The following is a 23,552-nucleotide window of genomic DNA, read 5'->3' on the forward strand; positions in this document are numbered from 1 at the left end:
CTTATCTTTTTGATAAAACACTATTTTCATAATGACGAACTTCTTGTAACCACTTATCACCAACAGGAACATTTTGGCGTTCACAATATTCGTCCCAAACCGCTTGCCAAGGCAGTGCTTTTTGTTCTTCCAATAAGGCTAGGCGAGCTGTGAAATCACCATCAATTTCTAATTGTCGTAACATTGGCGTTGGTTCGAGTAAGGCTCGTAACAATGCTTTTTTCATATTACGTGTACCAATAACCCAAGCAGCGATACGGTTAATAGAAGCATCAAAGAAATCGAGACCGATATGAACACGGTTTTGTAAGTTATGTCTGATGATTTCATTTGCGATCGCCTGAGTTTCATCATCAAGTAAAATAACGTGGTCGCTATCCCAACGAACAGGGCGACTCACATGGAGAAGTAAGCGTTCAACGTAAGGCATCACCGCAGAAATTTTGTCTGAAATAACTTCTGTTGGGTGAAAATGCCCTGCATCTAAACAAAGTGCGGTTTGACGAGTAATGGCGTAGCCAAGGTAAAACTCACTAGAGCCTGCGGTATAAGATTCAGCGCCAATACCAAATAATTTACTTTCGACAGCATCAATATGATGTTTAGTGGAGAGTTTCTCGCTAATCGCTTCATCAAGCGCTTCAACAAGACGTTGTCTTGGGGCGTAGCGATCGATAGGAGTGTCTTTCATACCATCAGGTATCCAGATGTTCATCACCGAAGCCGTATTTAGTGACTCGCCAAAATAGGCTGATATGCGACGGCATGCTTTGGTATGACCAATCCAGTAATCGCGGATCTCTTTATTGGCGTGCGTTAATGTAGCTTCAAGGCTTAAAGGATGAGAGAAAAACGAAGGATTAAAGTCGAGCCCAATGTTTTGTTGTTTTGCCCATTCAACCCAATTAGCAAAATGCACAGGTTTGATTTCATTGCGTTCAACAGGTGTATCGGATTCTAAATAAAGGGCATGAAGATTAACTCTTTTTGAGCCAGGAATAAGGCTCATTGCTTTTTCCATATCCGCACGTAGTTCCGTAGCATTACGCGCTTTACCCGGATAGTTCCCCGTTGCTTGAATGCCGCCAGTTAATGCGGTATTTGAAGGTTCAAATCCTGAGACGTCATCACCTTGCCAGCAATGAATAGACACAGGTAATACATCCATTGCCTGAATAGCTTTTTCTGTATCAACACCTATCTGTGAAAAACGTTGTTTGGCAAGTTGATAGCTCTCTTTAATGTTAGACATGGCACTTTCCTTATCCGTCAATCGCGTGTAAAAATATTTAGTGTTTAATTTCAATGAGTTGTAAAAATGATTGCCACGTATTTTTGTTTAGTGGCGCTTGGGGCATAAACGTGGTGTGAGTGGTGTTTTGGCTTATTAAGTGGCGAAAATGGCTGATATCTTCAATCTCATTTAGCGCAATGAGTTGTAAGCCCACATTACCTAATGTTGATGCTTCGATAGGGCCCGTAATAACGGGAATTCCACAGGTGTTGGCGCAAAGTTGGTTAAGCAGCGCATTTTGACTACCGCCCCCAACGATATGTAATTGTGTTAGTTGTGTAAAATTAAGTGATTGTAATTCAAGGAAAACATAGCGATAAAGTAGCGCTAAGCTGTCAAAAATACAGCGTGACAATTGTGCTGGTGTGTTAGGAACAGATTTTCCCTGTTGTTGGCAATAGTCTTGGATTGCTTTACTCATTGAATCTGGATTGAGAAAGCATTCATCATTGGGATTAATTAAGTAAGTAAAAGGTGTGATGTGTTCGACATCATTAATTAATGCAGCAATATCAGTAATGTTGTGTTCTTTACAAATTGACTGAAATAACCACAGCCCCATAATATTTTTAAGAACACGATAACGACCTTCAACACCTCCTTCATTAGTGATATTTGCATGCAATGATTGGGTTGAAACACAAGGTGTGAAGCGTTCAATTCCCATTAGAGACCATGTTCCTGAACTTAAATAAGCGCACTGTTGATTTTTTAACGGTGTAGCAATTACTGCACTCGCCGTATCATGACTGGCAACGGAAATAACAGGAATTGCCTCGTTTTTACTATTTTTCCAATAACCAATCGTATTTCCGGGTTGTTTAATGGGCATAAACCAATGATGAGGAAGTTGCAGATAATCAAGCAGTGCTTTATTCCAATCTCCTGTGTTTATATCGATTAATTGTGATGTGGTGGCATTTGTATATTCACAATTAAGCTTGCCAGTTAAACGGTAAGCCAGGTAATCGGGGATCATCACAAAATGAGCCACACTCTCTAGCCATGGCGGGGTTTCAAGTTGCATAGCTTTCAGTTGATAGAGAGTATTAAAAGGAAGGAATTGAATACCAGTTTGTTGATAGATCCATTCAGCACTGAGATCGCTTTGCACTTGTTGCATCACATTTTCAGTGCGTTTATCACGATAAGAATAACTTAGACCAATACGCTCTCCTTGTGCGTTTAGTAGCACATAATCAACGCCCCAAGTATCAATACCAATGCTGCTTATAACAATATTTTGCTGTTCTATTAAAGATAAGCCTGTACGGATATGATGCTCTAATAAATCCAGATCCCAACAAGTATGACTTTCATTCATAGCAAAACGATTAGTAAAGCGGTGAATTTCAGTCAGTGATAATTGCTGATGGACTTTATCAAAACTGGCTAACATGACGCGACCACTTGAAGCACCAAGATCGATAGCAACGGTGTAGCAGATACTCATAGTCTAAATTCCTGTGATATAGAAATTGAAACTATCTTAAGAAGCGGGCAAAAATGATGCGTTAAACATTCTGCCAATAAACTGAAAAGTTGGCAGAATAACCAAAGTCGACGTGATGTTATTCACAATTTCATTAATCAGATTTCAAACAGATCCGTTATGGCTTTTTTATAATGTGATTCATTTCACACCATCATGACAAATAGGATTGAAATATAATTTCATTGGATGTAATTTTAATTGAAATTTAGTTTCATAAGGTTGTTGTGATGAAAGAAGATGCATTGAGCCAATGTCTTAAAAATGAAAGTAACCAAGAAACAACCCAATTTTCAGAGTTAAGTGCATTGGAATTGGTCACATTAATCAATAGTGCAGATATGACGGTTGCAAATGCAGTCAAAAAAGAATTACCCGCTATTGCCAATGCGGTAGAAAAAATCACTGAACGTTTACAAAAAGGTGGGCGTATATTTTATGTCGGTGCAGGAACGAGTGGCCGATTAGCTGTATTAGACAGTGCCGAATGTCCGCCAACTTTTGGTGTACCTTCTACATTAGTGCAGGCAATTATTGCAGGTGGTCATGATGCAATGTTAAAAGCGGTTGAAAATATTGAAGATAGCCAAGAAGCGGCAATTGAAGAGCTTCAACGTCGTCATGTCAGTGATAAAGATGTTGTTATTGGTATTGCCGCAAGCGGTCGAACTCCCTTTACGGTTGCAGCGTTGCAATATGGTAAGAAACTAAAGGCGTTGACTATCTCTATTACCACGCGTGGCAAAAGTATGATGAGTGAAATTGCTGACTTATCTATTGCGCCAGATGTGGGCGCAGAGGTATTAACAGGCTCTACAAGAATGAAAAGCGGCACGGCTCAAAAAATGATTTTGGGTATGTTAAGCACCAGCGTAATGACTAAGCTTGGAAAAGTGCATAAAAACCTGATGGTGGATGTGATCGCGAGTAATGAGAAATTACAACGTCGTGCTGAAGGTATTGTCAGCGAAGTGTGCGGAATTTCTAATGAAAGAGCCAGAACGCTGTTAAAAATGGTTAATTATCATCCTAGAAAAGCCATTTTAATGTATGAACTTCACTTGAGTGTGGAGAAAGTTGATCAAATTACACAGCAATATCCTTATCGTTCGCTACAACAGCAACTTGCCTTATTTAATTAATAACAATATGAGTAAATACTCTGAACTTTAGCAGGCACACATATGGCTAATAAAATAGAACACCTCGACACGTTAGCAATAGAAATAGAAAAACACGCTGGTGGGTTTCAAAATGTGGCAACCCTAACACATTGTATGACTCGCATTCGATTGATTTTAAAAGATAGTTCACTATTTAATGCTGATGCTTTAAAACAAGTCGAAGGCGTTAAAGGTGTTGTATTTAATGGCGAACAGCATCAAGTGATTGTCGGAATGGGAACCGCCGCAAAAGTTTATTCTATTATGAATAAACGTATGCAAAATAGTTCAGCAAGTAGTGAAGATAAGCCTGCGTCAACACCAGTGAAAAAAGGCTTCTCGATACGCCGCATGTTAAATACATTAGCGGCTATTTTTGTTCCGACAATTCCTGCTTTAATTGGCTGCGGTTTGATTATGGGGCTAATTAATATTATCCGTTTAGTCGCACCGGGCTTAGTTGAGCAATTCCCCGAGCTATTTAAATTATTCAAATTAATTGGTAGTACGGTATTTGCCTATCTTTCTATTATGATTGGGATAAATACAGCTAAAGAGTTGGGAGCGTCAACTTCGATTGGTGCGGTAATGGCGGGGTTATTAGCCATGCCGGGGCTTGCTGATATCACTTTATTTGGCGAGAAATTACAGCCAAACAGTGGCGGGATTTTTGCGGTATTAATGGTGGTGGTGTTCTCTTCAAAACTAGAATTATGGTTTCGTAGCATCGTTAAAGAGAGTCTTGATCTTATCTTAACGCCGTTTGTGACGATTTTAGTCTCTTCATTGGTGGCGATTATGATATTCCAACCTATTGGCCATTATCTTAATCAGTTATTAGCGCAAGGCGTATCATTATCACTATTAAATCAAGGTGGTGGTGCGGTAGTTACTGGGGCTGCCTTAGGAGGAAGTTTCTTATTTTTACTCTTAACAGGATTACATCAAGGGTTAATTCCTATTCATACCGAAATCTTAAATACTTTTGGTTTAAATTACCTGTTCCCTATTTTAGCGATGGGCGGAATGGGACAAGTAGGCTCTTGTTTTTGGGTTTATCTACGTACTAAAAATCTACGTTTAAAGAAAACATTAATGGGTGCATTACCTGTGGGTATTTTTGGTGTTGGTGAGCCTTTATTATTTGGTGTTTCTCTTCCATTAGGAAAACCTTTTGTGGCGGGATGTATTGGTGGTGCTGCTGGTGGCGCATTAATGGCATATTTCCAAGTTGGGATCATTATTCCATTTGGTACAGCTGGGTTATCATTAATTCCGTTAGTCGGTGATGGTCAAATTATTAAGTTCTTGATTGCAGTATTAGGTGCATGGATTGTCGGTTTTATTGCCAGTATGCTAATGGGATTTACTGATCCAGAGAAATAAGTCAGAAATAAAAAGGATAACAGAATGTCGACACTGACCAAAAAGCTTGAAAGTTTGCTAATACAGGGCAAAGGTACAGAACAACGTATTGCTCATTATCTATTAGAAAATAGTGAGAATATTGCCAGTATGAATGCGGCTGAATTGGCACTTAAAGCCGGTGTAAGCAGTGCTTCTGTTATCCGTTTCTCTCGTCAAATGGGATATCGTGGTTATCCTGAATTTAAAATTGATTACCTTTCAGAAGAAAAGCAACAAAAAAGCAGTGGCGATATTCTTTATGGTAATTTAGCGAAAACAGATCCAACAGAATTAATTATTTCAAAAACAGGCCATCTATTTACTAGTGCTATTCAGGACTCATTGGCTTTGTTAGATCCTAATTGTATTGATCTGCTGGCTGAAAAAATGGTCTCAGCTAAACGCATTGTCCTGTTTGGTATTGGCGCCTCTGCGGTCGTAGCAAGTGATATTTTTCATAAGCTTATTCGCGTGAATAAAAACGCCTTATTTAGTTCGGATCTTCATGCTCAATTGGCTTATTCTGCCAATTTATCAGTTGATGACTTTGCTATCGCGGTTACCGCACGAGGCAATACTGCTGATATTAATCGTATGTTGAAATCGGCAAAGAATGAAGGCTGTTTAACGGTGGCATTAACTCGTTTTGGGCAAGATGAAGCGACGCGATTATCTGATTATACGTTGCCTTATTTCTATGACGAACAGCACTCTCAATTAGGTGTCATCACGCCACAAGTTTTACAAATGGTGGCTTTTGATGTGTTATTTTTTAAATATATGACACTGGCGAGTGAGTCAGCAGAAAAAGCCTTATTAAAAGGACGAAAAGCTGTCATGCAAGGAAATCAATAATGTTACTTATCACCACATTAGCGGTAGGTGCTGCTATTGGTTTAATTATTAGCACAACGGGCGTGGGTGGCGGTGTTATTGTTTTACCTGTATTGACGTATTTTTTTGGTATGAATGCATTAATGGCTGTGGCGACTGCAAATTTATTATCTATGTTGATGAAAGTCACCTCGTCTTATATGCATTTTCGCCTTGGTAATATTCCTTTTAAAAGAGCAATGATTGTATTAGGAATAATGCTACCAAGTACCTTTTTGGCTAGTGTTTTGGTTAATTATTTAGGTTCATTAGAGCAGTATCAGCAACAAGTAGAGTGGGGAATTAATGCGCTTGTGGTGGGTGCGATTGTTTTTTCTCTCTTTCTCTTTGTACAGAGAATGTTTTTCTCATTACCTCCCGTTGTGGTTGAAAATACAAAGCTAGCGCCTTTAAATATTAAAGCACTTTTACTTCCTGCGGTTATGGCTGGGGTTATTTTAGGTGCAACTGGTGTAGGGGGCGGTGTAGTTGTATTACCGTTATTGCTACGTTATGCAAATCTCTCTATTAAGCAGGCCATTGGTACTTCTATATTTACCACAACATTGTTATCGGGATCTTCTGCACTGGCTTATATGCAAGACGGGCATACGGATATTCATTTAGCGCTTTTGTTATTTTTAGGCTCGTTGATCTCTATTCCGCTGTCTAAATGGTTGCTGATAAGAATGCCTGATAGAGTGTTTCAGTATGCGACTTTAATTTTAATTATTTGTAGTGCTGTAATGATGCTAGCTAAATTATTTTAATGTTAAATTACATCAATAATATTAACATATTATAAAATATAATAAATAATAACAAAATAAAGTCTAATGGTTTTTCTTGGTTTATTTTATATTATCTTGCTAATTTAATTGAGATAGTCTTCTAATATAAATTTTATTCTCCATGTAATATATGTGTGTTAATGAAATGTTTGATTTATTATTTGTTTTTAATGAGATATGATTTTAGTCATAAATAGATAATTGAGATGATAATCACATTAATGTTAATTCCTATATGTTTCACTGTAACCCTCATTTAATACCTATAGATGAAGGTACTAGTATTATGGAAAATAATAATAGGAAAACACCTCATATTAGACGTATTGCCCACATTATGATGTATAAACAACGTCAATGTTTTCATTTCTCCGTTTTTAACGGGTAAGCCCTCTATTCATACAATTAAAATATAAAGCATATTTCCTAATAACGGGTGTTATTGGGGAAGCCTCTATTTTTTATAAATAACAAATCATTTTTAACTCTATTATTATCAGAATAATTAGGAGATAGGATTATTATGTCTATTAATATTAAAGGTAGAAGTTTTTTAAAATTACTCGACTTTTCATCAGCTGAAATTCAATATTTATTAAAGCTTTCTAAACATTTTAAATCATTAAAAATGGCGGGTATGCCTCATCGCTCTTTAGAAGGTAAAAATATCGTTTTATTATTTGAAAAAACCTCAACACGCACACGTTGTGCCTTTGAAGTTGCGGGTTATGATTTAGGAATGGGGGTGACTTACCTTGATCCTGGCTCATCACAAATGGGGAAAAAAGAGTCTATTGAAGATACTGCGCGTGTGTTAGGGCGTTTCTATGATGGTATTGAATATCGTGGATTTGATCAGTCATTAGTTGAAGAATTGGCAGCGAAATCAGGAGTACCTGTATGGAATGGCCTTACCGATAAATTCCATCCAACTCAAATGTTGGCAGATATGCTAACAGTTGAAGAAAATTTTGGTCATTTAAAAGGGCTTAAACTGACTTTCTTTGGTGATGCTCGCAATAACGTTGCTAACTCTTTAATGGTAGTCTGTGCGAAATTAGGCTTACATTTTACAGCGTGTGGGCCAGCATCTTTAATGCCAGAAGAGCAACTAGTGAAAGAATGTCGTGCAATCGCGGCAGAAAACGAAGGTTCTATCACGTTAACCGAAGATATTGAAAAAGGAGCAAAAGACGCGGATGTTCTCTATACCGATATTTGGGTTTCAATGGGTGAGCCAGATAGTGTATGGGATGAGCGTATTCGTTTATTAAAATCCTATCAAGTTAATGGATCTATGATGAAAATGGCAAATCCTCACGCTATTTTCTTACACTGTTTACCTTCATTCCATGACCGCTTAACAACTATTGGTGAAGATATTTATCAAAAATTTGGCTTGAGTGAAATGGAAGTGGCAGACGATGTTTTTGAGTCTCGCCAATCAAAAGTTTTCGATCAAGCTGAAAACCGTATGCATACCATTAAAGCCGTTATGTTCGCGACTTTGAACTAAAGCAAGGAGTTAACAATGCCTAAAAAGGTATTTATTGCTTTAGGGGGAAATGCACTGGGCAGTACGCCACTAGAGCAAAAACAGATAGTACGAAAAACCGCAAAGCCGATTGTAGATTTGGTTGAGAAAGGCTACCAAGTCATTATTGGTCATGGAAATGGTCCGCAAGTTGGGATGATCAATTTAGCTATGGATTATGCATCGCAACAGAATATTGGCACGCCTTATATGCCATTTGCTGAATGTGGTGCCATGAGCCAAGGCTATATCGGCTATCATCTACAACAGGCGATTAATGACGAGTTATGTACGAGAAATCTGAATAAAGATCATGGCTGTGCGACCATTGTGACGCAAGTAGTTGTTGATAAAAACGATCCTGCTTTTTTATCACCCACAAAACCCATTGGCGCGTTTTATACTCAACAGCAAGCTGAGGCTATCCAAAAAGAGCATGGTTTCCACTTTATGGAAGATGCAGGGCGTGGATATCGTCGAGTTATTCCATCACCCAAACCGTTAGAAATTGTAGAATCACCGATTATTAAACAGTTAGTTGAACGCAATATTGTGGTGATCACGGTTGGCGGAGGTGGTATTCCCGTTATTCGAAAAGGAGAGTTATTAGAAGGTATTGATGCTGTTATTGATAAAGATAACTCCAGTGCTAAATTAGCTGTCGAATTAAAAGCAGATATTTTATTAATATTAACGGCTGTTGATAAAGTGGCAATTAATTTTAATAAACCAGAGCAAATGAATTTAGATAAATTAACACTCTCTCAAGCACAAGAATATATTTCTCAAGGACAATTTGCTAAAGGAAGTATGTTACCTAAAGTTGAAGCTTGTCTTAATTTTCTAAAAGAAAGTCACAAGGATGCTCAAGCAATTATTACTTCTTTAGATAATGCATTATCTGCTTTAGAAGGAAAAACAGGCACAACAATTATCTCTAATTAATATTGTTTTTATTATTCCAAATTTAATTCTAAAAATAAACACTGCCAGTTAGATATTATTTCTACTGGCAGAGTTACCTCTTATTTAAGTCGAGGGCGCTTATGAAACTTAAAAAATTTGCGTTTCCGACCGCATTTACTATTTTATTTGCAATTACAGTAATTGTGGTTGGCTTAACGTGGATTATTCCAGCTGGCGAATATCAACGATTAAGTTATAACTCAACAGAGCCATCATTAGTGGTTGCGAAAATAGATGGTTCTCATGAAGTATTACCTGCAACTCAAGCGACATTAAATGATTTAAATGTCTCTATTGAAATTAATAAATTTACTGATGGAACAATTAAAAAACCGATAGCGATACCTGGAACCTATGAACGCGTAGCACAGCAACCCAAAGGGATAATGGATATTACCGAAAGTATGGTGAAAGGGACGATAGAGGGGGCTGATGTTATTGTTTTCATTCTTGTTTTGGGGGGGCTTATTGGGGTTGTTAATAAAACTGGTGCATTCAATGCGGGCTTAACAGCACTGGCAAATCGAACCAAAGGTAAAGAGTTTTTAGTGGTATTTGGTGTCACGATTATATTATCCATAGGCGGGACAAGTTGTGGGATTGAAGAAGAAGCCGTTGCCTTTTATCCCATATTAGTCCCTATATTCTTAATATTGGGTTATGACGCTATTGTGTGTGTCGGGGCTATTTTTCTAGCTTCTTCAATGGGGGCTGGATTTTCAACAGTTAATCCATTCTCTGTGGTCATTGCCTCAAATGCATCAGGAATAAGTTTTATTGAAGGGATCGGCTTTCGTACTATTGGCTTAGTGATTGGTACGATTGGCGTTTTGGTTTATTTATACTGGTATTGTAAAAAAATTAAAAAAGATCCTGCTTTTTCTTATAATTATGAGAATGCCGAAAGTTTTAAACAACGTTTTTTAAGTAATTACGATCCTAATGAGATATTAGAATTTTCGTGGCGTCGTAAAGTGATCCTCTGCTTATTTGTTGCCGCTTTTCCTATTATGGTTTGGGGCGTCATGGATATGGGCTGGTGGTTTCCACAAATGGCTGCTCTCTTTTTAGCCATTGCCATCATCATTATTTTTCTCTCTGGATTAAAAGAAAAAACGGCCATTGATGGATTTATTCATGGGGCATCTGAGTTAGTAGGCGTTTCATTAATTATTGGTTTAGCGCGAGGTGTTAACCTTGTGATGGAACAAGGTAAAATTGCCGATACTATCCTTGAGTTTATGTCTCATATGGTTGCAGGAATGCCACCAAGCTTGTTCTTATTAGCACAGCTCGTTGTTTTTATTTGTTTAGGTTTTATTGTTCCTTCCTCTTCTGGCCTTGCGGTTTTAGCGATGCCAATTATGGCACCATTAGCAGATGCAGTCGGTGTTCCTCGTTATATGGTGGTGTCAGCATATAACTGGGGGCAATATATTATGTTGTTCTTAGCTCCTACCGGACTGGTGTTAGCGACCTTGCAAATGTTAGATATCTCCTATAACAAATGGCTTAAATTTATTATGCCGATGGTGGTATTTATGTTTGTACTTTCGGCAACATTACTCTTGGTTCAAGTTGCGTTTTTATAAAATTGAGTGGGTGTGTTTACGCAGATAAAAGGATTTTTGGTTATTCTGTAATATGAAATTAATCTGGTTTTTTGTGCTGTTATCGTCATTATTTTTTGATTTTCATTAGAAGTGATCTAGCTCTCGTTTTTAGTGGTGATAAAAAATAAACCGAAAAAAAAGGTTGTTAATTTGTAGAAGTTATGTTTTTTTAAATACAGATAACACGTAAACACATCATTAAATTAATTGATAGGTAACCCATGATCATCACTACTCTACTACAAAGCCTACGACTAACAGCGCACATCGCGGCTGTGGTTGTCGTGCGTGTGGTGGTGGTCGTCGGCAAAGCGCCGTAACGGGTCCGAATCAACACAGTTTCGAAACCCCGCCGGCGCACTAACCGGGCGGGGTTTTTCATTTCTACCTGCCCATCAAGTCCGGCTTAAAACAAAGGACAGATAAAAATGGGTGATCAACAAGAAAACGCCACAACAAGTAGAACGTTTACTGGCGCACAATTAATCGTTTATTTACTGGAACGACAAGGCATTACGACCGTTGCGGGTATTCCTGGTGGGGCTGCGCTTCCGTTGTATGACGCATTGAGCCAAAGTAAATCTATTCGACATATCTTAACTCGCCATGAACAAGGTGCTGGTTTTATTGCACAAGGGATTGCCCGTGCAAATGGTAAACCTGCTGTTTGTATTGCTTCGAGTGGGCCGGGTGCGACAAATTTAGTAACAGCAATTGCCGATGCTAAGCTTGATTCTATTCCTTTAGTTTGTATTACAGGTCAGGTATCTTCAGCGATGATTGGAACTGATGCTTTCCAAGAAGTTGATACTTACGGCATGTCTATTCCCATTACTAAACATAACTATTTAGTTCGTGATATTGCTGAGTTACCTGAAATTATTTGTGATGCGTTTCGTTTAGCAATGTCAGGAAGACCGGGGCCTGTTTGGGTTGACGTACCAAAAGATATTCAACAAGCCAAAATTACATTAGAAGCGTTACCGCCTATTCCACAAAAAGATCCTGTTCCCGCGTTTAATACTGATTTAGTGATACAAGCGGCGCAAATGATTAATCAGGCTAAAAACCCTGTTTTATATTTAGGTGGGGGGATCATTAGCTCTGAAGCATGTAAAGAAGCAATTGAATTAGCAGAGAAAAATAATCTGCCAACAACCATGACCTTAATGGGGTTAGGATTAATGCCACCTTCGCATCCACTGTATTTGGGAATGTTGGGTATGCATGCGACTCGTAGTACCAATTTTATTTTGGAAGAAGCGGATCTGTTGATTGTATTAGGGGCTAGATTTGACGATCGTGCCATTGGTAAAGCCGAGAAGTTTTGCCCTAATGCTAAAATTATTCATGTTGATATCGATCGCGCTGAAATTAGTAAGATCAAACGCCCTGATATTGCGATCCACGCCGATGCGAAATCCGTATTATCACTGTTATTACCATTGATTAATACAAACAAGCGTAATGAATGGATAGAACGTGTTACGACACTGAAACAAGAATATCCATTAGAAATGAAAAACTCTGAAAATATTCTGAGTGGTTACGGTATTGTATTGGCGGCCGCAAATTGCGTAGATGATGATGCGATTATTACGACTGACGTAGGGCAACACCAAATGTGGGTAGCGCAAGCGTATCCGTTAAATCGACCTCGACAATGGTTAACGTCTGGTGGTTTAGGTACGATGGGCTTCGGTTTACCTGCTGCAATTGGTGCCGCATTAGCTGAGCCAGATAAGAAAATCCTCTGCTTCTCAGGGGATGGCAGTATTATGATGAATATTCAAGAACTTGCCACTGTGGCTGAACACCAATTAGATATCAAAATTATTTTGATTAATAATCAGGCATTAGGATTAGTGCATCAGCAACAAACACTGTTTTTTGAAGAGCGCATTTATGCGGCGGCTTACCCTTACCAAACAGATTTTATCCGTATTGCACAAGGTTTTGGTTTAGATACCTGTGACTTAAATCAAGAAGCAGATCCCGCCAGTGCATTGCAAGCTGCTATTGAAAAACCAGGCCCTTGCTTAATTCACGTTATGATTGATATCCACGAAAAAGTATTCCCGATGGTTCCACCTGGGGCTGCAAATATTGAGATGATAGGAGCTTAATTTATGTCAAACCAATCACAACCTATCGCGCTGGAATTGATTGTTCGCAACCATCCCGGTGTTATGACCCATATTTGTGGTCTATTTGCTCGTCGCGCATTTAACGTCGATGGCATTTTGTGTTTACCAATGAAAAATAGCGATAAAAGCCGGATTTGGCTATTAGTGCAAAAAGATGATCGCCTAATGCAGATGGTGAGTCAGGTAGAAAAGCTTGAAGACGTAAAAGAAGTGAGATTCAGCGATGACTTACGTGTTTTTGAGCAAATGGAAAGTTATTTAAATTAATGTAGATTGGCTCTCTCTTTATCATTAAGAGCGAGCCAATATAGTGCTTAAGGGCGATGATGGTAATGCTGTTGATTTGGGCTAGACATAATTACAGAGGCGCGCAAATGGCCTTCTACACAAATATAAGAGTGGGGCGCATTACCATGAAAAGCATAAAAATCACCAGTTTCTAATAAAACCGTTTCGTCGTTATCAAAACGCATCATTAATTTACCAGAATAGACCATGATGTGTTCTTGAGTACCATCAGCGTGAGCAGGGCTATTAATAATCGCGCCATGCTTCATCTCGATATGCCAAATCTCAGTAATATTGCCGATACCAATACGGAATTTAAACTCTTGGGCATAATCACCCACGATAGGTTTATGTCGTTCTAAGCGAGGGTACTCTTCGCGTGTAAAACTAAATAAATCTCCCAAAGGAAAGCCAAGGGCTATCGCGATAGCCTCTAAGGTATCGATTCTAGGATTAGAATCACCGGATTCTAATTTTGACAATGCTGCCTTGGATATTCCTGACTTTCTTGATAACTCATTAAGTGACAAGTTTCGAGATTGTCTTAATTGTTTAACTTTATTACCAAGGTATTCATTTGTTTTTTTAGGAGGTTGTGGGTTCATTGCCAATTTAAAATATCGTTAGTTTAAAAGTGTCATTCCGATTAGATAATAACACTAATTAACCGTATTCGGAAAAATGAGGTTCTGTTTCTGCTGTATTTTGTGAATAGTCTTACGATCACTGTTCGATTTTTACTAGTTACGCTAATATCTTTGCGTAAATGATAACTATTCAAGGTTTTTTATGATGGAATTGCTCAGTTGGGCTGATATTTTTATTTGTCTATTCACCTTATTTTTTGCTTACGTGATTTTTGGTATGGCAGGATTTGGATCAGCATTAATTGCAGGGCCAGTCTTGGCGCTTTATTTACCATTGCCAATGATAGTTCCTTTATTGGCACTAATCGATTTAAGCGCAGCTATAGTGAATGTCGCAAGGGATGGTAAGCAGGCTGATTTTAAAGAGATCCGTTATCTTATCCCGCTTATTATTATTGGTAGCCTTGTTGGGGCAACAATTTTATTAACCACACGTCCTGATTTACTCTCTCTTCTTTTAGGTCTATTTGCTGCTTGTTATGCAATTTATGCACTGTTTTGGAAAAAACAAGAAAGCCAATTTTCTCAACGCTTAGTTTATCCTTTTGGATTAATCGGCGGTGTATTTAGCGCGTTGTTTGGTAGTGGGGGATTTTTATATGCGATTTACTTGTCAGGCAGAATTGCAGACAAAAATAAGTTTCGCATTACACAAACAACGTTGATCGGTTTTAGCACATTAACTCGAGTGGTGATTTTTTTATTTGCAGGAATTTATTGGCAATTAGATATTCTTAAATTAGCTGTTATTTTCTTACCAGCCATGTTTGCAGGTGTTTGGTTAGGGCGAAATTTAACATTACGTATGTCGAAAGCACGATTTATGAGTGTGATTTATACTATTGTATTGATATCTGGTGCTGTGCTTATTTACCGTTATTTTTCTTAAGTGTTGTAAGATAAATGACGGCGAAGTGAGAATATTGTGAAAGGCAAAGATCTTCGTGAGTCAAATGGAGATCTTTCTCTGATTAATGTTGTTTTTTAAGCATGTTTATCTATTTCTTATCCCCTATAATACAACAATATTTTATTTAACCCCCTTTCTTTTATTACAGAGGTTTCTGTTATTCACAGAAACAAAATAACATGTCACATCAAAATTATCGCCAATCTGAAATTTTTGCGATAACAACTATCACGGTAAGCATTGGCGTTATCGGGATTGTTATCGGATTAACTATTCCCATGGTTGCACTACGTCTTAATTTAGCGGGTATTAGTGAATCTATCATCGGACTTATTTCTGCCGCGCCAGCTATTGGGATGTTAATTATTTCACCTTTTGCTCGGCGTATTGTGCAATGGATTGGTAAACGCTTTGCGATGCTTTTAGCAACCATTATTTCTGCAATCAGTTTATTACCCTTAATGGGAAGCTTACCGCTAGAGTTGTTATTTTCTTTACGACTTATCACTGGTATTGCCAGTGGTGTGATGATTTGTTTAGGAGAGACATGGATTAATGAGCTTTCACCAGATAATAAACGTGGGCGAATTTTAGCGGTATATACTACGGTATTTACTATCAGCCAGTTATTAGGGCCTTCAATTATTGCGCTTTATGGCGTCGCAGATAAAACACCTATTTTAATTAGTGTCTTTATTCATATTATCTCTATTGCCCTGTTTTTAATGATGGATCAGAAAACAGGAGATAAATTACCAAAAGATACGCAAGAGCCGAATTTTTCTATTATTCGTTTTGTTAAAGTTGCACCCGCAATCTGCGGCGGTATTGTTTTCTTTGCTTTTTTTGATGGTACCGTACTTTCTATGTTTCCTATTTATGGCCTAAGTATGGGACATACTGAAGCTATTGCAGCCATGATGATAAGTGCTATTTTAGCCGGTGACGCCATTATGCAAATGCCATTTGGCTGGCTTGCTGATCATATGAACAGAACGCGGTTATATCGAATTTGTGGTGTGGTGACTTTACTCGCAAGCTTATTATTACCGATCACGATGTCTCATACATTTTTGATTTGGCCTCTATTACTGGTGCTGGGGGCAACAGCGGGTGCGATATACACCATTGCATTAGTACAAATAGGGCAATATTTCTCAGGTAATGATCTGATGGTTGCAAATGCGTCTGCGGCGATGTTATGGGGAATTGGTAATTTGTCTGGGCCTTTGCTGGCTGGCGCGTTGTCAGAAATTTCTTCATCTTCACTACCATTTTTATTGGTTGCCATGACTGGCTTATTCTTAATATCAACGATGGAACGTTGGAATCTAGGCGTTGAAGCACTCAATAGTAGTAGTAGCTCATCTTAATATCATTCCTCTTCTATCGTATTCCATTTAGGGTGTTAGGAGTGCGATAGAGGAAATCTCTTTTTTCTTCATTTCTAAATATTTAACTTTATCTTATTGTTTTTTATAAATGATTATAATTATATTTCGTAATTGTACTTATTTTAAAATTTATTAAGAATAATCTAGAAATGCCTATATTGAACAGAAAGTCGTTTGCTAAAACAACACTTATTCATCTAACGTTAGAAGTAGAAGACGACATTATCTTCAGATAAAAATAACGAATACTGCAAACCATTGATCGCCACACATAGGGAACGAGCGGTATTATTTATCTAAGTAACTGATTAATAATGGATAAATATACCTATTTATTATCTTATTTGAAGTGAATTCAATAAAAACAATTAATTAAGATATTTTCATTTCACTTAATACTATTGTTTTAGGAAGTAATGAATGCCGGAATATTTTATTCATAGACGAAGAGATGAAGATAAAGGAAAAACGACAGCAGGAGGTCAGGTAACTCCTGTTTCTGTTTCCATAGCGTCAGCTAAACTTTTCATGGAAGCGCGTTCACTATCCTATGCGTCGCCTAAATCCATCATATTACCTAAGCCTATCTTTAAACCTACCCCCGTGCCTTATCAAGGTGTCCTCAATGCCGTTAAAGATATTGCGATTGCCTCTCGATGGGGGGTTTTAGGCTTACTTTTTCACTCTGAGCCTGCTGGAGATCCAAACGAAGACCAACTATTCATCAGTAGAATGATAAATTCGCCCCTTTTAGTCGGCGGTTTTTCTCGATCACCTCAGACAGTCAAAGGACAAAATTATACGGAAGAAGCCACTTTACGGCAGCTTGCTCATAAAAAAAGCACCGTCATCACGGGCGTTCGATTCAGGATTGTTGATGATGAAAGTACAGGATATGCCACCAAGGTCGCTGGGTATATTGTCAATGAAGCTAGTGGACTCAATCATGTCAGAGTCCGATTTGCTGAGCGTCATGAAGATGGCACTGCCACATTCTTAGATCCTGATATTGAAGGAACATTTCATTGGGATATGGTGAGGAATACCGCAGAATATATCCCCTCAAACACTAGTGATGCTTTTCATGCCGTTAAGTTTAGTTTGGATAATGGGCGACAAGAAACGCTTATTCATGATGGGGGTGAGTTTGGCTATACAACGCCCCCACTCCCGTTACCTGAACCTCAAGAAATTTGGCGCTTACCGAACCCTATTCCTGAACAATCGCTGAATGCGCCTCCTGGTTTTCCTGAAGAACGACAAGAAGGTTGGGTCGAAACCTTTCCCTTGGAAGAAGACGATTTTAATGATTTTATTATTGTCGACCCTTGGGGGGAAGTGCCCGCCATTTATGTCTATTTTCAAAAAAGACTCGTGAATTTTTTAGAGGTCGACTATTACGGAAAATTAAGAAAACTCTCTAAAGGGGGAATTTATGAAGTTGACCATATTCCGTCACAAGCTGCAGTGGAAATTTATTTAACAAAGTTAAATCCAAAAATAACTGAAACTCAATTAACTATAGCATTAGATAACGTGGCATCCGTCGCAATCCCCAAATCCATACACCAAAAATGCAGTGAAACTTACGGTGGAAAAAACCGAACCTGGATAGACTTAGACGATGACATCAAATTACGTCGAAAAGAGTATGACAGTCAGGATTTAAAAGCCGCAGTTGAGCGAAATTGGGAAGCAAACAGAGGATGTTTAAAAGCGGAATATAATATGTCTGATGAAGAACTCGATGAAGTTTTAGCTAAATTACATCGATTAAATAGAGCAAAAGGATTATACAAATGAGTGTGAATATTGAAGCCTTAGTACTGCGATTAGGGGATACCTATAATGAACTTTATGACGATGGGTTAATCCCTTATAAAACTAAACCGCAAGGTAATTTAGGTGATAATTCTTTAAAGTTACGGATGAGCAAAGAATATGTTTTTTTAGCTTTTAAAAATCCCTCAAAAAAACTCGCTCAAATGTCACTGACATTAATCCCCGATGATATGAAAAATGGCTGGGTATTTCCCAATAAAATCCCCTTTGGGCTAGAACAGGTTATGACAGACCAATGGCTTTATCAGCATATGGGTAACCCAATTAGGCAAGCCCCTGAAAATATTATCTTAGGGATTCCCTATGGCAAGGCAGAAGTGTTCATATTAAAAGAGAGGACTCACTCAAATCAAAAAATAGTTTTAATAGCGAGCTTTCACCCTACTATGAAAAATTTTGTTCAAGAAACAACATTTGAATTATTAGAGGATTTAGAAGCTCGTTGGAAGCCCGATCATTACAGCTAATCCCTTTTATGTTAAACGGGCGAGTTAGATATACAAAACCGCCCGTTCACCCCCGTAGCAATCCCTGTACGCCATTTTAAGACACGATCACCCTATCAAATATAATTGGATGAAATCTTGGCAGAAATACACCGATTAAATAGAGCAAGAGGATTATACTAATGAGTGTAAATATTGAAGCCTTAGTGCTGCGATTAGGGGATACCTATGATGAACTTTATAGCGACGGATTAATCCCTTATAAAACTAAACCGCAAGGTAATTCGGGTGATGATGTTTTAATATTACGGATGAGTAAAGAGTATGTTTTTTTAGCTTTTGAAAATCCATCAAAAAAACTCGCTCAAATGTCACTGACATTAATCCCCGATGATATGAAAAATGGCTGGGTATTTCCCAATAAAATCCCGTTTGGGTTAGAACAGGTTATGACCGACCAATGGCTTTATCAACATATTGGCAATCCGATTAGGAGAACACTGGAAAGAATTATCTTAGGGACTCTCTATGGTAAGACAGAAGTGTTTATATTAAAAGAGAAGACAAACTCAAATCAAAAAGTTGCTTTAATAGCAAGTTTTCATCCTACCCTGAAAAATTTTGTTAAAAAAATAGGATTTGAATTATTAGAAGAAAGGTAGAAAACCGATCACTACAAATAATCCCTTTTATGTTAAACGGGCGAGTTAGTTAGCGAAAACCGCCCGTTCACCCCCGTAGCAATCCCTGTACGCCATTTTAAGACACGATCACCCTATCAAATATAATTGGATGAAATCTTGGCAGAAATACACCGATTAAATAGAGCAAGAGGATTATACTAATGAGTGTGAATATTGAAGCCTTAATGCGGCGATTAGGGGATACCTATAATGAACTTTATGACGATGGGTTAATCCCTTACAAAACTAAACCGCAAGGCAATTCGGGTGATGATGAAGTGACTCTCAGAATGTCCAAAGAATATGTTTTTTTATCCTTTAAAAATCCATCAAAAAAATTAGAGCAAATTACACTGACATTAATCCCCGATAAGATGAAAAATGGCTGGGTATTTCCCAATAAAATCCCCTTTGGGCTAGAACAGGTTATGACAGACCAATGGCTTTATCAGCATATGGGTAATCCAATTAGGCGAGCTCCTGAAAAAACAGTACTGAATAATTTTCTTGGTAAATCAGAAGTCTTTATATTAAAAGAGAGGACTCACTCAAATCAAAAAGTCTCTCTTTTGGTTAACTATCACCCTGAAATGAAAGGCTTTGCTAAAAAAATCACCTTTGAATTATTAGAGGATTTAGAAGCACGTTGGAAACCCGATCACTACAAATAATCCCTTTTATGTTAAACGGGCGAGTTAATTAAAGTCGTCCGTTTATCCATACTCACGTCGTTCAAAACGATTTTAAGGCATGATCACCCTATCAAATATAATTGGATGAAATCTTGGCAGAAATACACCGATTAAATAGGGCAAGAGGATTATATAAATGAGTGTGAATATTGAAGCCTTAGTGCGGCGATTAGGGGATACCTATAATGAACTTTATGACGATGGGTTAATCCCTTATAAAACTAAACCGCAAGGTAATTCGGGTGATATCACTTTAAAATTATGGATGAGAAAAGAATATGTTTTTTTAGCTTTTGAAAACCCATCAAAAAAACTCGCTGAAATTACACTGACATTAATCCCCGATAATATGAAAAATGGCTGGGTATTTCCCAATAAAATCCCCTTTGGGTTAGAACAGGTTATGACCGACCAATGGCTTTATCAGCATATAGGTAATCCAATTAAGCGAACGCCTGAGAGGTATGTTTTAAAAAGTTTTTTTTTAGGAAAAACAGAAGTATTTACATTAAAAGGAATGACCTGTTCAAATCAAAAAGTCGCTTTAATAGCAAGTTTTCATCCCACCATGAAAAATTTTGTTAAAGATATAACTTTTGAATTATTAGAGGATTTAGAAGCACGTTGGAAACCCAATCACTACAAATAATCCCTTTTATGTTAAACGGGCGAGTTAATTAAAGTCGTCCGTTTATCCATATTCACGTCGTTCAAAACGATTTTAAGGCATGATCACCCTATCAAATATGATTGGATGAAATCTTGGCAGAAATACACCGATTAAATAGAGCAAGAGGATTATATCAATGAGTGTAAATATTGAAGCCTTAGTGCGGCGATTAGGGGATACCTATAACGAGCTTTATGACGACGGATTAATCCCTTATAAAACTAAACCACGAGGCAATTCGGGTGATATCACCTTAAAGTTACGGATGAGCAAAGAATATGTTTTTTTATCATTTAAAAACCCATTAAAAACGCTCTCTCAAATTACACTGACATTAATCCCTGATAATATGAAAAACGGTTGGGTATTCCCCAATAAAATCCCGTTTGGGTTAGAACAGGTTATGACCGACCAATGGCTTTATCAACATATAGGTAATCCAATTAAGCGAGCACCCGAAGATATTATCTTAGGAACTCCCTATGGTAAGGCAGAGGTCTTTACATTAAAAGAGAGGACTCACTCAAATCAAAAAGTTTCTCTTTTGGTTAGCTATCGCCCAGAAATGAAAGGCTTTTCTGAAGAAATCACCTTTGAATTATTAGAGGATTTAGAAGCTCGTTGGAAGCCCGATCATTACAAATAATCCCTTTTATGTTAAACGGGCGAGTTGGTTAGCGAAAACCGCCTGTTTATCCATACTCACGTCGTTCAAAACGATTTTAAGGCATGATTACCCTATCAAACATAATTGGATAACGTTTTAGCAGAAATACACCGATTAAATAGAGCGAGAGGATTATATCAATGAGTGTGAATATTGAAGCCTTAGTACGGCGATTAGGGGATACCTATAACGAGCTTTATGACGATGGGTTAATCCCTTATAAAACTAAACCGCAAGGTAATTCGGGTGATAATTCTTTAAAGTTACGGATGAGTAAAGAATATGTTTTTTTAGCTTTTAAAAACCCATTAAAAAAACTCTCTCAAATGTCACTGACACTAATCCCCGATAATATGAAAAATGGTTGGGTATTTCCCAATAAAACCCCCTTTGGGCTAGAACAGGTTATGACAGACCAATGGCTTTATCAGCATATGGGGAATCCAATTAGGCAAGGGGCGGAAAAAGTAATCTTAGGTACCCCCTATGGTAAGACTGAAGTATTCACCTTAAAAGAGAAGACAAACTCAAATCAAAAAGTCGTTTTAATAGCAAGTTTTCATCCTACTATGAAAAATTTTGTTCAAGAAATTACCTTTGAATTATTAGAAGATTTAGAAGCACGTTGGAAGCCCGATCACTACAAATAATCCCTTTTATGTTAAACGGGCGAGTTAGTTGGCGAAAACCGCCTGTTTATCCATACTCACGTCGTTCAAAACGATTTTAAGGCATGATTACCCTATCAAACATAATTGGATAACGTTTTAGCAGAAATACACCGATTAAATAGAGCGAGAGGATTATACCAATGAGTGTGAATATTGAAGCCTTAGTGCTGCGATTAGGGGATACCTATGATGAACTTTATAGCGACGGATTAATCCCTTATAAAACTAAACCGCAAGGCAATTCGGGTGATATCACTTTAAAGTTATGGATGCGTAAAGAATATGTTTTTTTATCCTTTAAAAATCCATCAAAAGAATTAAAACAAATTACGCTAACTTTAATTCCTGACAATATGAAAAATGGCTGGGTATTTCCCAATAAAATCCCGTTTGAGTTAGAACAGATCATGACTGACCAATGGCTTTATCAGCATATGGGTAACCCGATTAGACGAGCACCAGAAAAGGTTCTCCTAGGGACTCCCTATGGTAAAGCAGAGGTATTTATATTAAAAGAGCAGACTCACTTAAACCAAAAAGTCTCTCTTTTGGTTAGCTATCACCCCGAAATGAAAGGCTTTGCTAAAAAAATCACCTTTGAATTATTAGACGATTTAGAAGCACGTTGGAAACCTGATCACTATAAATGATCCCGTTTATCCATATTCACGTCCTTCAAAACGATTTTAAGGCATGATTACCCTATCAAACATAATTGGATAACGTTTTAGCAGAAATACACCGATTAAATAGAGCGAGAGGATTATATCAATGAGTGTGAATATTGAAGCCTTAGTACGGCGATTAGGGGATACCTATGATGAGCTTTATGACGACGGATTAATCCCTTATAAAACTAAACCACGAGGCAATTCGGGTGATATCACCTTAAAGTTACGGATGAGCAAAGAATATGTTTTTTTATCATTTAAAAACCCATTAAAAACGCTCTCTCAAATTACACTGACATTAATCCCTGATAATATGAAAAACGGTTGGGTATTCCCCAATAAAATCCCGTTTGGGTTAGAACAGGTTATGACCGACCAATGGCTTTATCAACATATAGGTAATCCAATTAAGCGAACGCCTGAGAGGTATATTTTAAAAAGTTTTTTTTTAGGAAAAACAGAAGTATTCACATTAAAAGAAATGACCAGTTCAAATCAAAAAGTCGCTTTAATAGCAAGTTTTCATCCTACTATGAAAAATTTTGTTCAAGAAATAACGTTTGAGCTATTAGAAAAGTTAGAGGAACGCTGGAAACCTACCCCCTTCAAATAATCCCTTTTATGTTAAACGGGCGAGTTAGTTAGCGAACTAAAAAGTGGTAACGGCACCCTTCTTTTCCTCTTTTTCTTT

General features: G+C 37.7%; 25 protein-coding genes. 22 read left to right on the forward strand and 3 right to left on the reverse strand.

Annotated elements, in window-relative coordinates; all coding sequences use genetic code 11:
• Position 1 precedes the first annotated feature (1 nt).
• Both LG402_RS01910 and rhaB read right to left on the reverse strand, forming a co-directional pair.
• A complete protein-coding gene (locus LG402_RS01910) occupies positions 2-1,252 on the reverse strand; it encodes an L-rhamnose isomerase (RefSeq protein WP_109408573.1) in 1,251 nt (416 codons plus the stop codon).
• Positions 1,253-1,289: 37 nt separating this feature from the next.
• Complete coding sequence (gene rhaB, locus LG402_RS01915; RefSeq protein WP_166540354.1) at positions 1,290-2,747, reverse strand: rhamnulokinase; 1,458 nt, start codon at positions 2,745-2,747, stop codon at positions 1,290-1,292.
• 269 nt (positions 2,748-3,016) lie between these two features.
• Between rhaB and murQ the strand changes: the two genes are divergently transcribed.
• The 11 genes from murQ (at position 3,017) to ilvN (ending at position 13,547) form a co-directional block, all read left to right on the forward strand.
• Positions 3,017-3,928, forward strand: a complete 912-nt coding sequence (gene murQ / locus LG402_RS01920) for an N-acetylmuramic acid 6-phosphate etherase (protein ID WP_227336333.1) — start codon at positions 3,017-3,019, stop codon at positions 3,926-3,928.
• Between the two features lie 42 nt (positions 3,929-3,970).
• A complete protein-coding gene (locus LG402_RS01925) occupies positions 3,971-5,335 on the forward strand; it encodes a PTS transporter subunit EIIC (protein ID WP_227336334.1) in 1,365 nt (454 codons plus the stop codon).
• A gap of 24 nt (positions 5,336-5,359) precedes the next feature.
• A complete protein-coding gene (locus LG402_RS01930; protein ID WP_227336335.1) occupies positions 5,360-6,211 on the forward strand; it encodes a MurR/RpiR family transcriptional regulator in 852 nt (283 codons plus the stop codon).
• Positions 6,211-6,999 (forward strand): sulfite exporter TauE/SafE family protein, encoded by a 789-nt coding sequence (locus LG402_RS01935; protein WP_166540357.1) that lies wholly within the window; start codon positions 6,211-6,213, stop codon positions 6,997-6,999. The genes LG402_RS01930 and LG402_RS01935 overlap by 1 nt, the downstream gene beginning before the upstream one ends.
• Before the next feature lie 307 nt (positions 7,000-7,306).
• Entirely contained in the window at positions 7,307-7,408 is a 102-nt protein-coding gene (gene speFL / locus LG402_RS01940) for a leader peptide SpeFL (protein WP_109372621.1), read from the forward strand.
• Between the two features lie 135 nt (positions 7,409-7,543).
• The gene (gene argF, locus LG402_RS01945; RefSeq protein ID WP_227336336.1) at positions 7,544-8,536 is read left to right on the forward strand and encodes an ornithine carbamoyltransferase; all 993 of its coding nucleotides are present in this window, start codon (positions 7,544-7,546) and stop codon (positions 8,534-8,536) included.
• Positions 8,537-8,551: 15 nt separating this feature from the next.
• Entirely contained in the window at positions 8,552-9,499 is a 948-nt protein-coding gene (gene arcC / locus LG402_RS01950; protein ID WP_166540359.1) for a carbamate kinase, read from the forward strand.
• Between the two features lie 101 nt (positions 9,500-9,600).
• Positions 9,601-11,112, forward strand: a complete 1,512-nt coding sequence (locus tag LG402_RS01955; RefSeq protein ID WP_166540360.1) for a YfcC family protein — start codon at positions 9,601-9,603, stop codon at positions 11,110-11,112.
• Positions 11,113-11,354: 242 nt separating this feature from the next.
• Entirely contained in the window at positions 11,355-11,453 is a 99-nt protein-coding gene (gene ivbL, locus LG402_RS01960; RefSeq protein WP_071788573.1) for an ilvB operon leader peptide IvbL, read from the forward strand.
• A gap of 108 nt (positions 11,454-11,561) precedes the next feature.
• Positions 11,562-13,259, forward strand: a complete 1,698-nt coding sequence (ilvB, locus tag LG402_RS01965; RefSeq protein ID WP_227336337.1) for an acetolactate synthase large subunit — start codon at positions 11,562-11,564, stop codon at positions 13,257-13,259.
• A gap of 3 nt (positions 13,260-13,262) precedes the next feature.
• A complete protein-coding gene (gene ilvN, locus LG402_RS01970) occupies positions 13,263-13,547 on the forward strand; it encodes an acetolactate synthase small subunit (protein ID WP_006535577.1) in 285 nt (94 codons plus the stop codon).
• 47 nt (positions 13,548-13,594) lie between these two features.
• Here the strand turns inward: ilvN and LG402_RS01975 are convergent, their stop codons facing one another.
• Complete coding sequence (locus LG402_RS01975) at positions 13,595-14,173, reverse strand: helix-turn-helix domain-containing protein (RefSeq protein ID WP_069368071.1); 579 nt, start codon at positions 14,171-14,173, stop codon at positions 13,595-13,597.
• Between the two features lie 184 nt (positions 14,174-14,357).
• On the opposite strand from LG402_RS01975, the gene LG402_RS01980 reads away from it, so the two are divergent.
• The 11 genes from LG402_RS01980 (at position 14,358) to LG402_RS02030 (ending at position 23,474) form a co-directional block, all read left to right on the forward strand.
• Positions 14,358-15,104, forward strand: coding sequence for a sulfite exporter TauE/SafE family protein (locus tag LG402_RS01980; protein WP_109408583.1), 747 nt, complete (start codon positions 14,358-14,360; stop codon positions 15,102-15,104).
• 200 nt (positions 15,105-15,304) lie between these two features.
• Complete coding sequence (locus LG402_RS01985) at positions 15,305-16,498, forward strand: MFS transporter (RefSeq protein WP_109408584.1); 1,194 nt, start codon at positions 15,305-15,307, stop codon at positions 16,496-16,498.
• 441 nt (positions 16,499-16,939) lie between these two features.
• Positions 16,940-18,322, forward strand: coding sequence for an S-type pyocin domain-containing protein (locus tag LG402_RS01990; protein WP_227336338.1), 1,383 nt, complete (start codon positions 16,940-16,942; stop codon positions 18,320-18,322).
• Complete coding sequence (locus LG402_RS01995) at positions 18,319-18,828, forward strand: DUF6392 family protein (protein ID WP_227336339.1); 510 nt, start codon at positions 18,319-18,321, stop codon at positions 18,826-18,828. The genes LG402_RS01990 and LG402_RS01995 overlap by 4 nt, the downstream gene beginning before the upstream one ends.
• Before the next feature lie 161 nt (positions 18,829-18,989).
• Positions 18,990-19,469 carry a DUF6392 family protein gene (locus LG402_RS02000; protein ID WP_109408585.1) on the forward strand — a complete coding sequence of 160 codons (480 nt, stop codon included), beginning with the start codon at positions 18,990-18,992 and terminating at the stop codon, positions 19,467-19,469.
• A 182-nt stretch (positions 19,470-19,651) separates the two neighbouring features.
• Positions 19,652-20,161 carry a DUF6392 family protein gene (locus LG402_RS02005; protein ID WP_227336340.1) on the forward strand — a complete coding sequence of 170 codons (510 nt, stop codon included), beginning with the start codon at positions 19,652-19,654 and terminating at the stop codon, positions 20,159-20,161.
• Positions 20,162-20,318: 157 nt separating this feature from the next.
• Positions 20,319-20,831: a DUF6392 family protein gene (locus LG402_RS02010; protein WP_227336341.1), complete on the forward strand. Its 513-nt coding sequence runs from the start codon at positions 20,319-20,321 to the stop codon at positions 20,829-20,831.
• Between the two features lie 157 nt (positions 20,832-20,988).
• Positions 20,989-21,498, forward strand: a complete 510-nt coding sequence (locus LG402_RS02015) for a DUF6392 family protein (protein ID WP_227336342.1) — start codon at positions 20,989-20,991, stop codon at positions 21,496-21,498.
• Between the two features lie 161 nt (positions 21,499-21,659).
• The gene (locus tag LG402_RS02020) at positions 21,660-22,169 is read left to right on the forward strand and encodes a DUF6392 family protein (protein WP_227336343.1); all 510 of its coding nucleotides are present in this window, start codon (positions 21,660-21,662) and stop codon (positions 22,167-22,169) included.
• 161 nt (positions 22,170-22,330) lie between these two features.
• The gene (locus LG402_RS02025) at positions 22,331-22,840 is read left to right on the forward strand and encodes a DUF6392 family protein (protein WP_227336344.1); all 510 of its coding nucleotides are present in this window, start codon (positions 22,331-22,333) and stop codon (positions 22,838-22,840) included.
• Positions 22,841-22,961: 121 nt separating this feature from the next.
• Positions 22,962-23,474: a DUF6392 family protein gene (locus LG402_RS02030; RefSeq protein ID WP_227336345.1), complete on the forward strand. Its 513-nt coding sequence runs from the start codon at positions 22,962-22,964 to the stop codon at positions 23,472-23,474.
• Positions 23,475-23,552: the final 78 nt, after the last annotated feature.

The sequence above is a fragment of the Proteus sp. NMG38-2 genome (assembly GCF_020640995.1).
Lineage (GTDB): Bacteria > Pseudomonadota > Gammaproteobacteria > Enterobacterales > Enterobacteriaceae > Proteus.

Coding starts and splice junctions, on each gene's coding strand:
- LG402_RS01935 (WP_166540357.1), top strand. CDS start 6,211: ATGTTACTTATCACCACATTAGCGGTAGGTGCTGCTATTGGTTTAATT.
- LG402_RS01955 (WP_166540360.1), top strand. CDS start 9,601: ATGAAACTTAAAAAATTTGCGTTTCCGACCGCATTTACTATTTTATTT.
- LG402_RS01930 (WP_227336335.1), top strand. CDS start 5,360: ATGTCGACACTGACCAAAAAGCTTGAAAGTTTGCTAATACAGGGCAAA.
- LG402_RS01925 (WP_227336334.1), top strand. CDS start 3,971: ATGGCTAATAAAATAGAACACCTCGACACGTTAGCAATAGAAATAGAA.
- LG402_RS01990 (WP_227336338.1), top strand. CDS start 16,940: ATGCCGGAATATTTTATTCATAGACGAAGAGATGAAGATAAAGGAAAA.
- LG402_RS01995 (WP_227336339.1), top strand. CDS start 18,319: ATGAGTGTGAATATTGAAGCCTTAGTACTGCGATTAGGGGATACCTAT.
- rhaB (WP_166540354.1), bottom strand. CDS start 2,747: ATGAGTATCTGCTACACCGTTGCTATCGATCTTGGTGCTTCAAGTGGT.
- murQ (WP_227336333.1), top strand. CDS start 3,017: ATGAAAGAAGATGCATTGAGCCAATGTCTTAAAAATGAAAGTAACCAA.
- LG402_RS02005 (WP_227336340.1), top strand. CDS start 19,652: ATGAGTGTGAATATTGAAGCCTTAATGCGGCGATTAGGGGATACCTAT.
- LG402_RS02000 (WP_109408585.1), top strand. CDS start 18,990: ATGAGTGTAAATATTGAAGCCTTAGTGCTGCGATTAGGGGATACCTAT.
- ilvN (WP_006535577.1), top strand. CDS start 13,263: ATGTCAAACCAATCACAACCTATCGCGCTGGAATTGATTGTTCGCAAC.
- argF (WP_227336336.1), top strand. CDS start 7,544: ATGTCTATTAATATTAAAGGTAGAAGTTTTTTAAAATTACTCGACTTT.
- ilvB (WP_227336337.1), top strand. CDS start 11,562: ATGGGTGATCAACAAGAAAACGCCACAACAAGTAGAACGTTTACTGGC.
- LG402_RS02010 (WP_227336341.1), top strand. CDS start 20,319: ATGAGTGTGAATATTGAAGCCTTAGTGCGGCGATTAGGGGATACCTAT.
- LG402_RS02015 (WP_227336342.1), top strand. CDS start 20,989: ATGAGTGTAAATATTGAAGCCTTAGTGCGGCGATTAGGGGATACCTAT.
- LG402_RS02020 (WP_227336343.1), top strand. CDS start 21,660: ATGAGTGTGAATATTGAAGCCTTAGTACGGCGATTAGGGGATACCTAT.
- ivbL (WP_071788573.1), top strand. CDS start 11,355: ATGATCATCACTACTCTACTACAAAGCCTACGACTAACAGCGCACATC.
- LG402_RS02025 (WP_227336344.1), top strand. CDS start 22,331: ATGAGTGTGAATATTGAAGCCTTAGTGCTGCGATTAGGGGATACCTAT.
- speFL (WP_109372621.1), top strand. CDS start 7,307: ATGGAAAATAATAATAGGAAAACACCTCATATTAGACGTATTGCCCAC.
- LG402_RS02030 (WP_227336345.1), top strand. CDS start 22,962: ATGAGTGTGAATATTGAAGCCTTAGTACGGCGATTAGGGGATACCTAT.
- LG402_RS01910 (WP_109408573.1), bottom strand. CDS start 1,252: ATGTCTAACATTAAAGAGAGCTATCAACTTGCCAAACAACGTTTTTCA.
- LG402_RS01980 (WP_109408583.1), top strand. CDS start 14,358: ATGATGGAATTGCTCAGTTGGGCTGATATTTTTATTTGTCTATTCACC.
- LG402_RS01985 (WP_109408584.1), top strand. CDS start 15,305: ATGTCACATCAAAATTATCGCCAATCTGAAATTTTTGCGATAACAACT.
- LG402_RS01975 (WP_069368071.1), bottom strand. CDS start 14,173: ATGAACCCACAACCTCCTAAAAAAACAAATGAATACCTTGGTAATAAA.
- arcC (WP_166540359.1), top strand. CDS start 8,552: ATGCCTAAAAAGGTATTTATTGCTTTAGGGGGAAATGCACTGGGCAGT.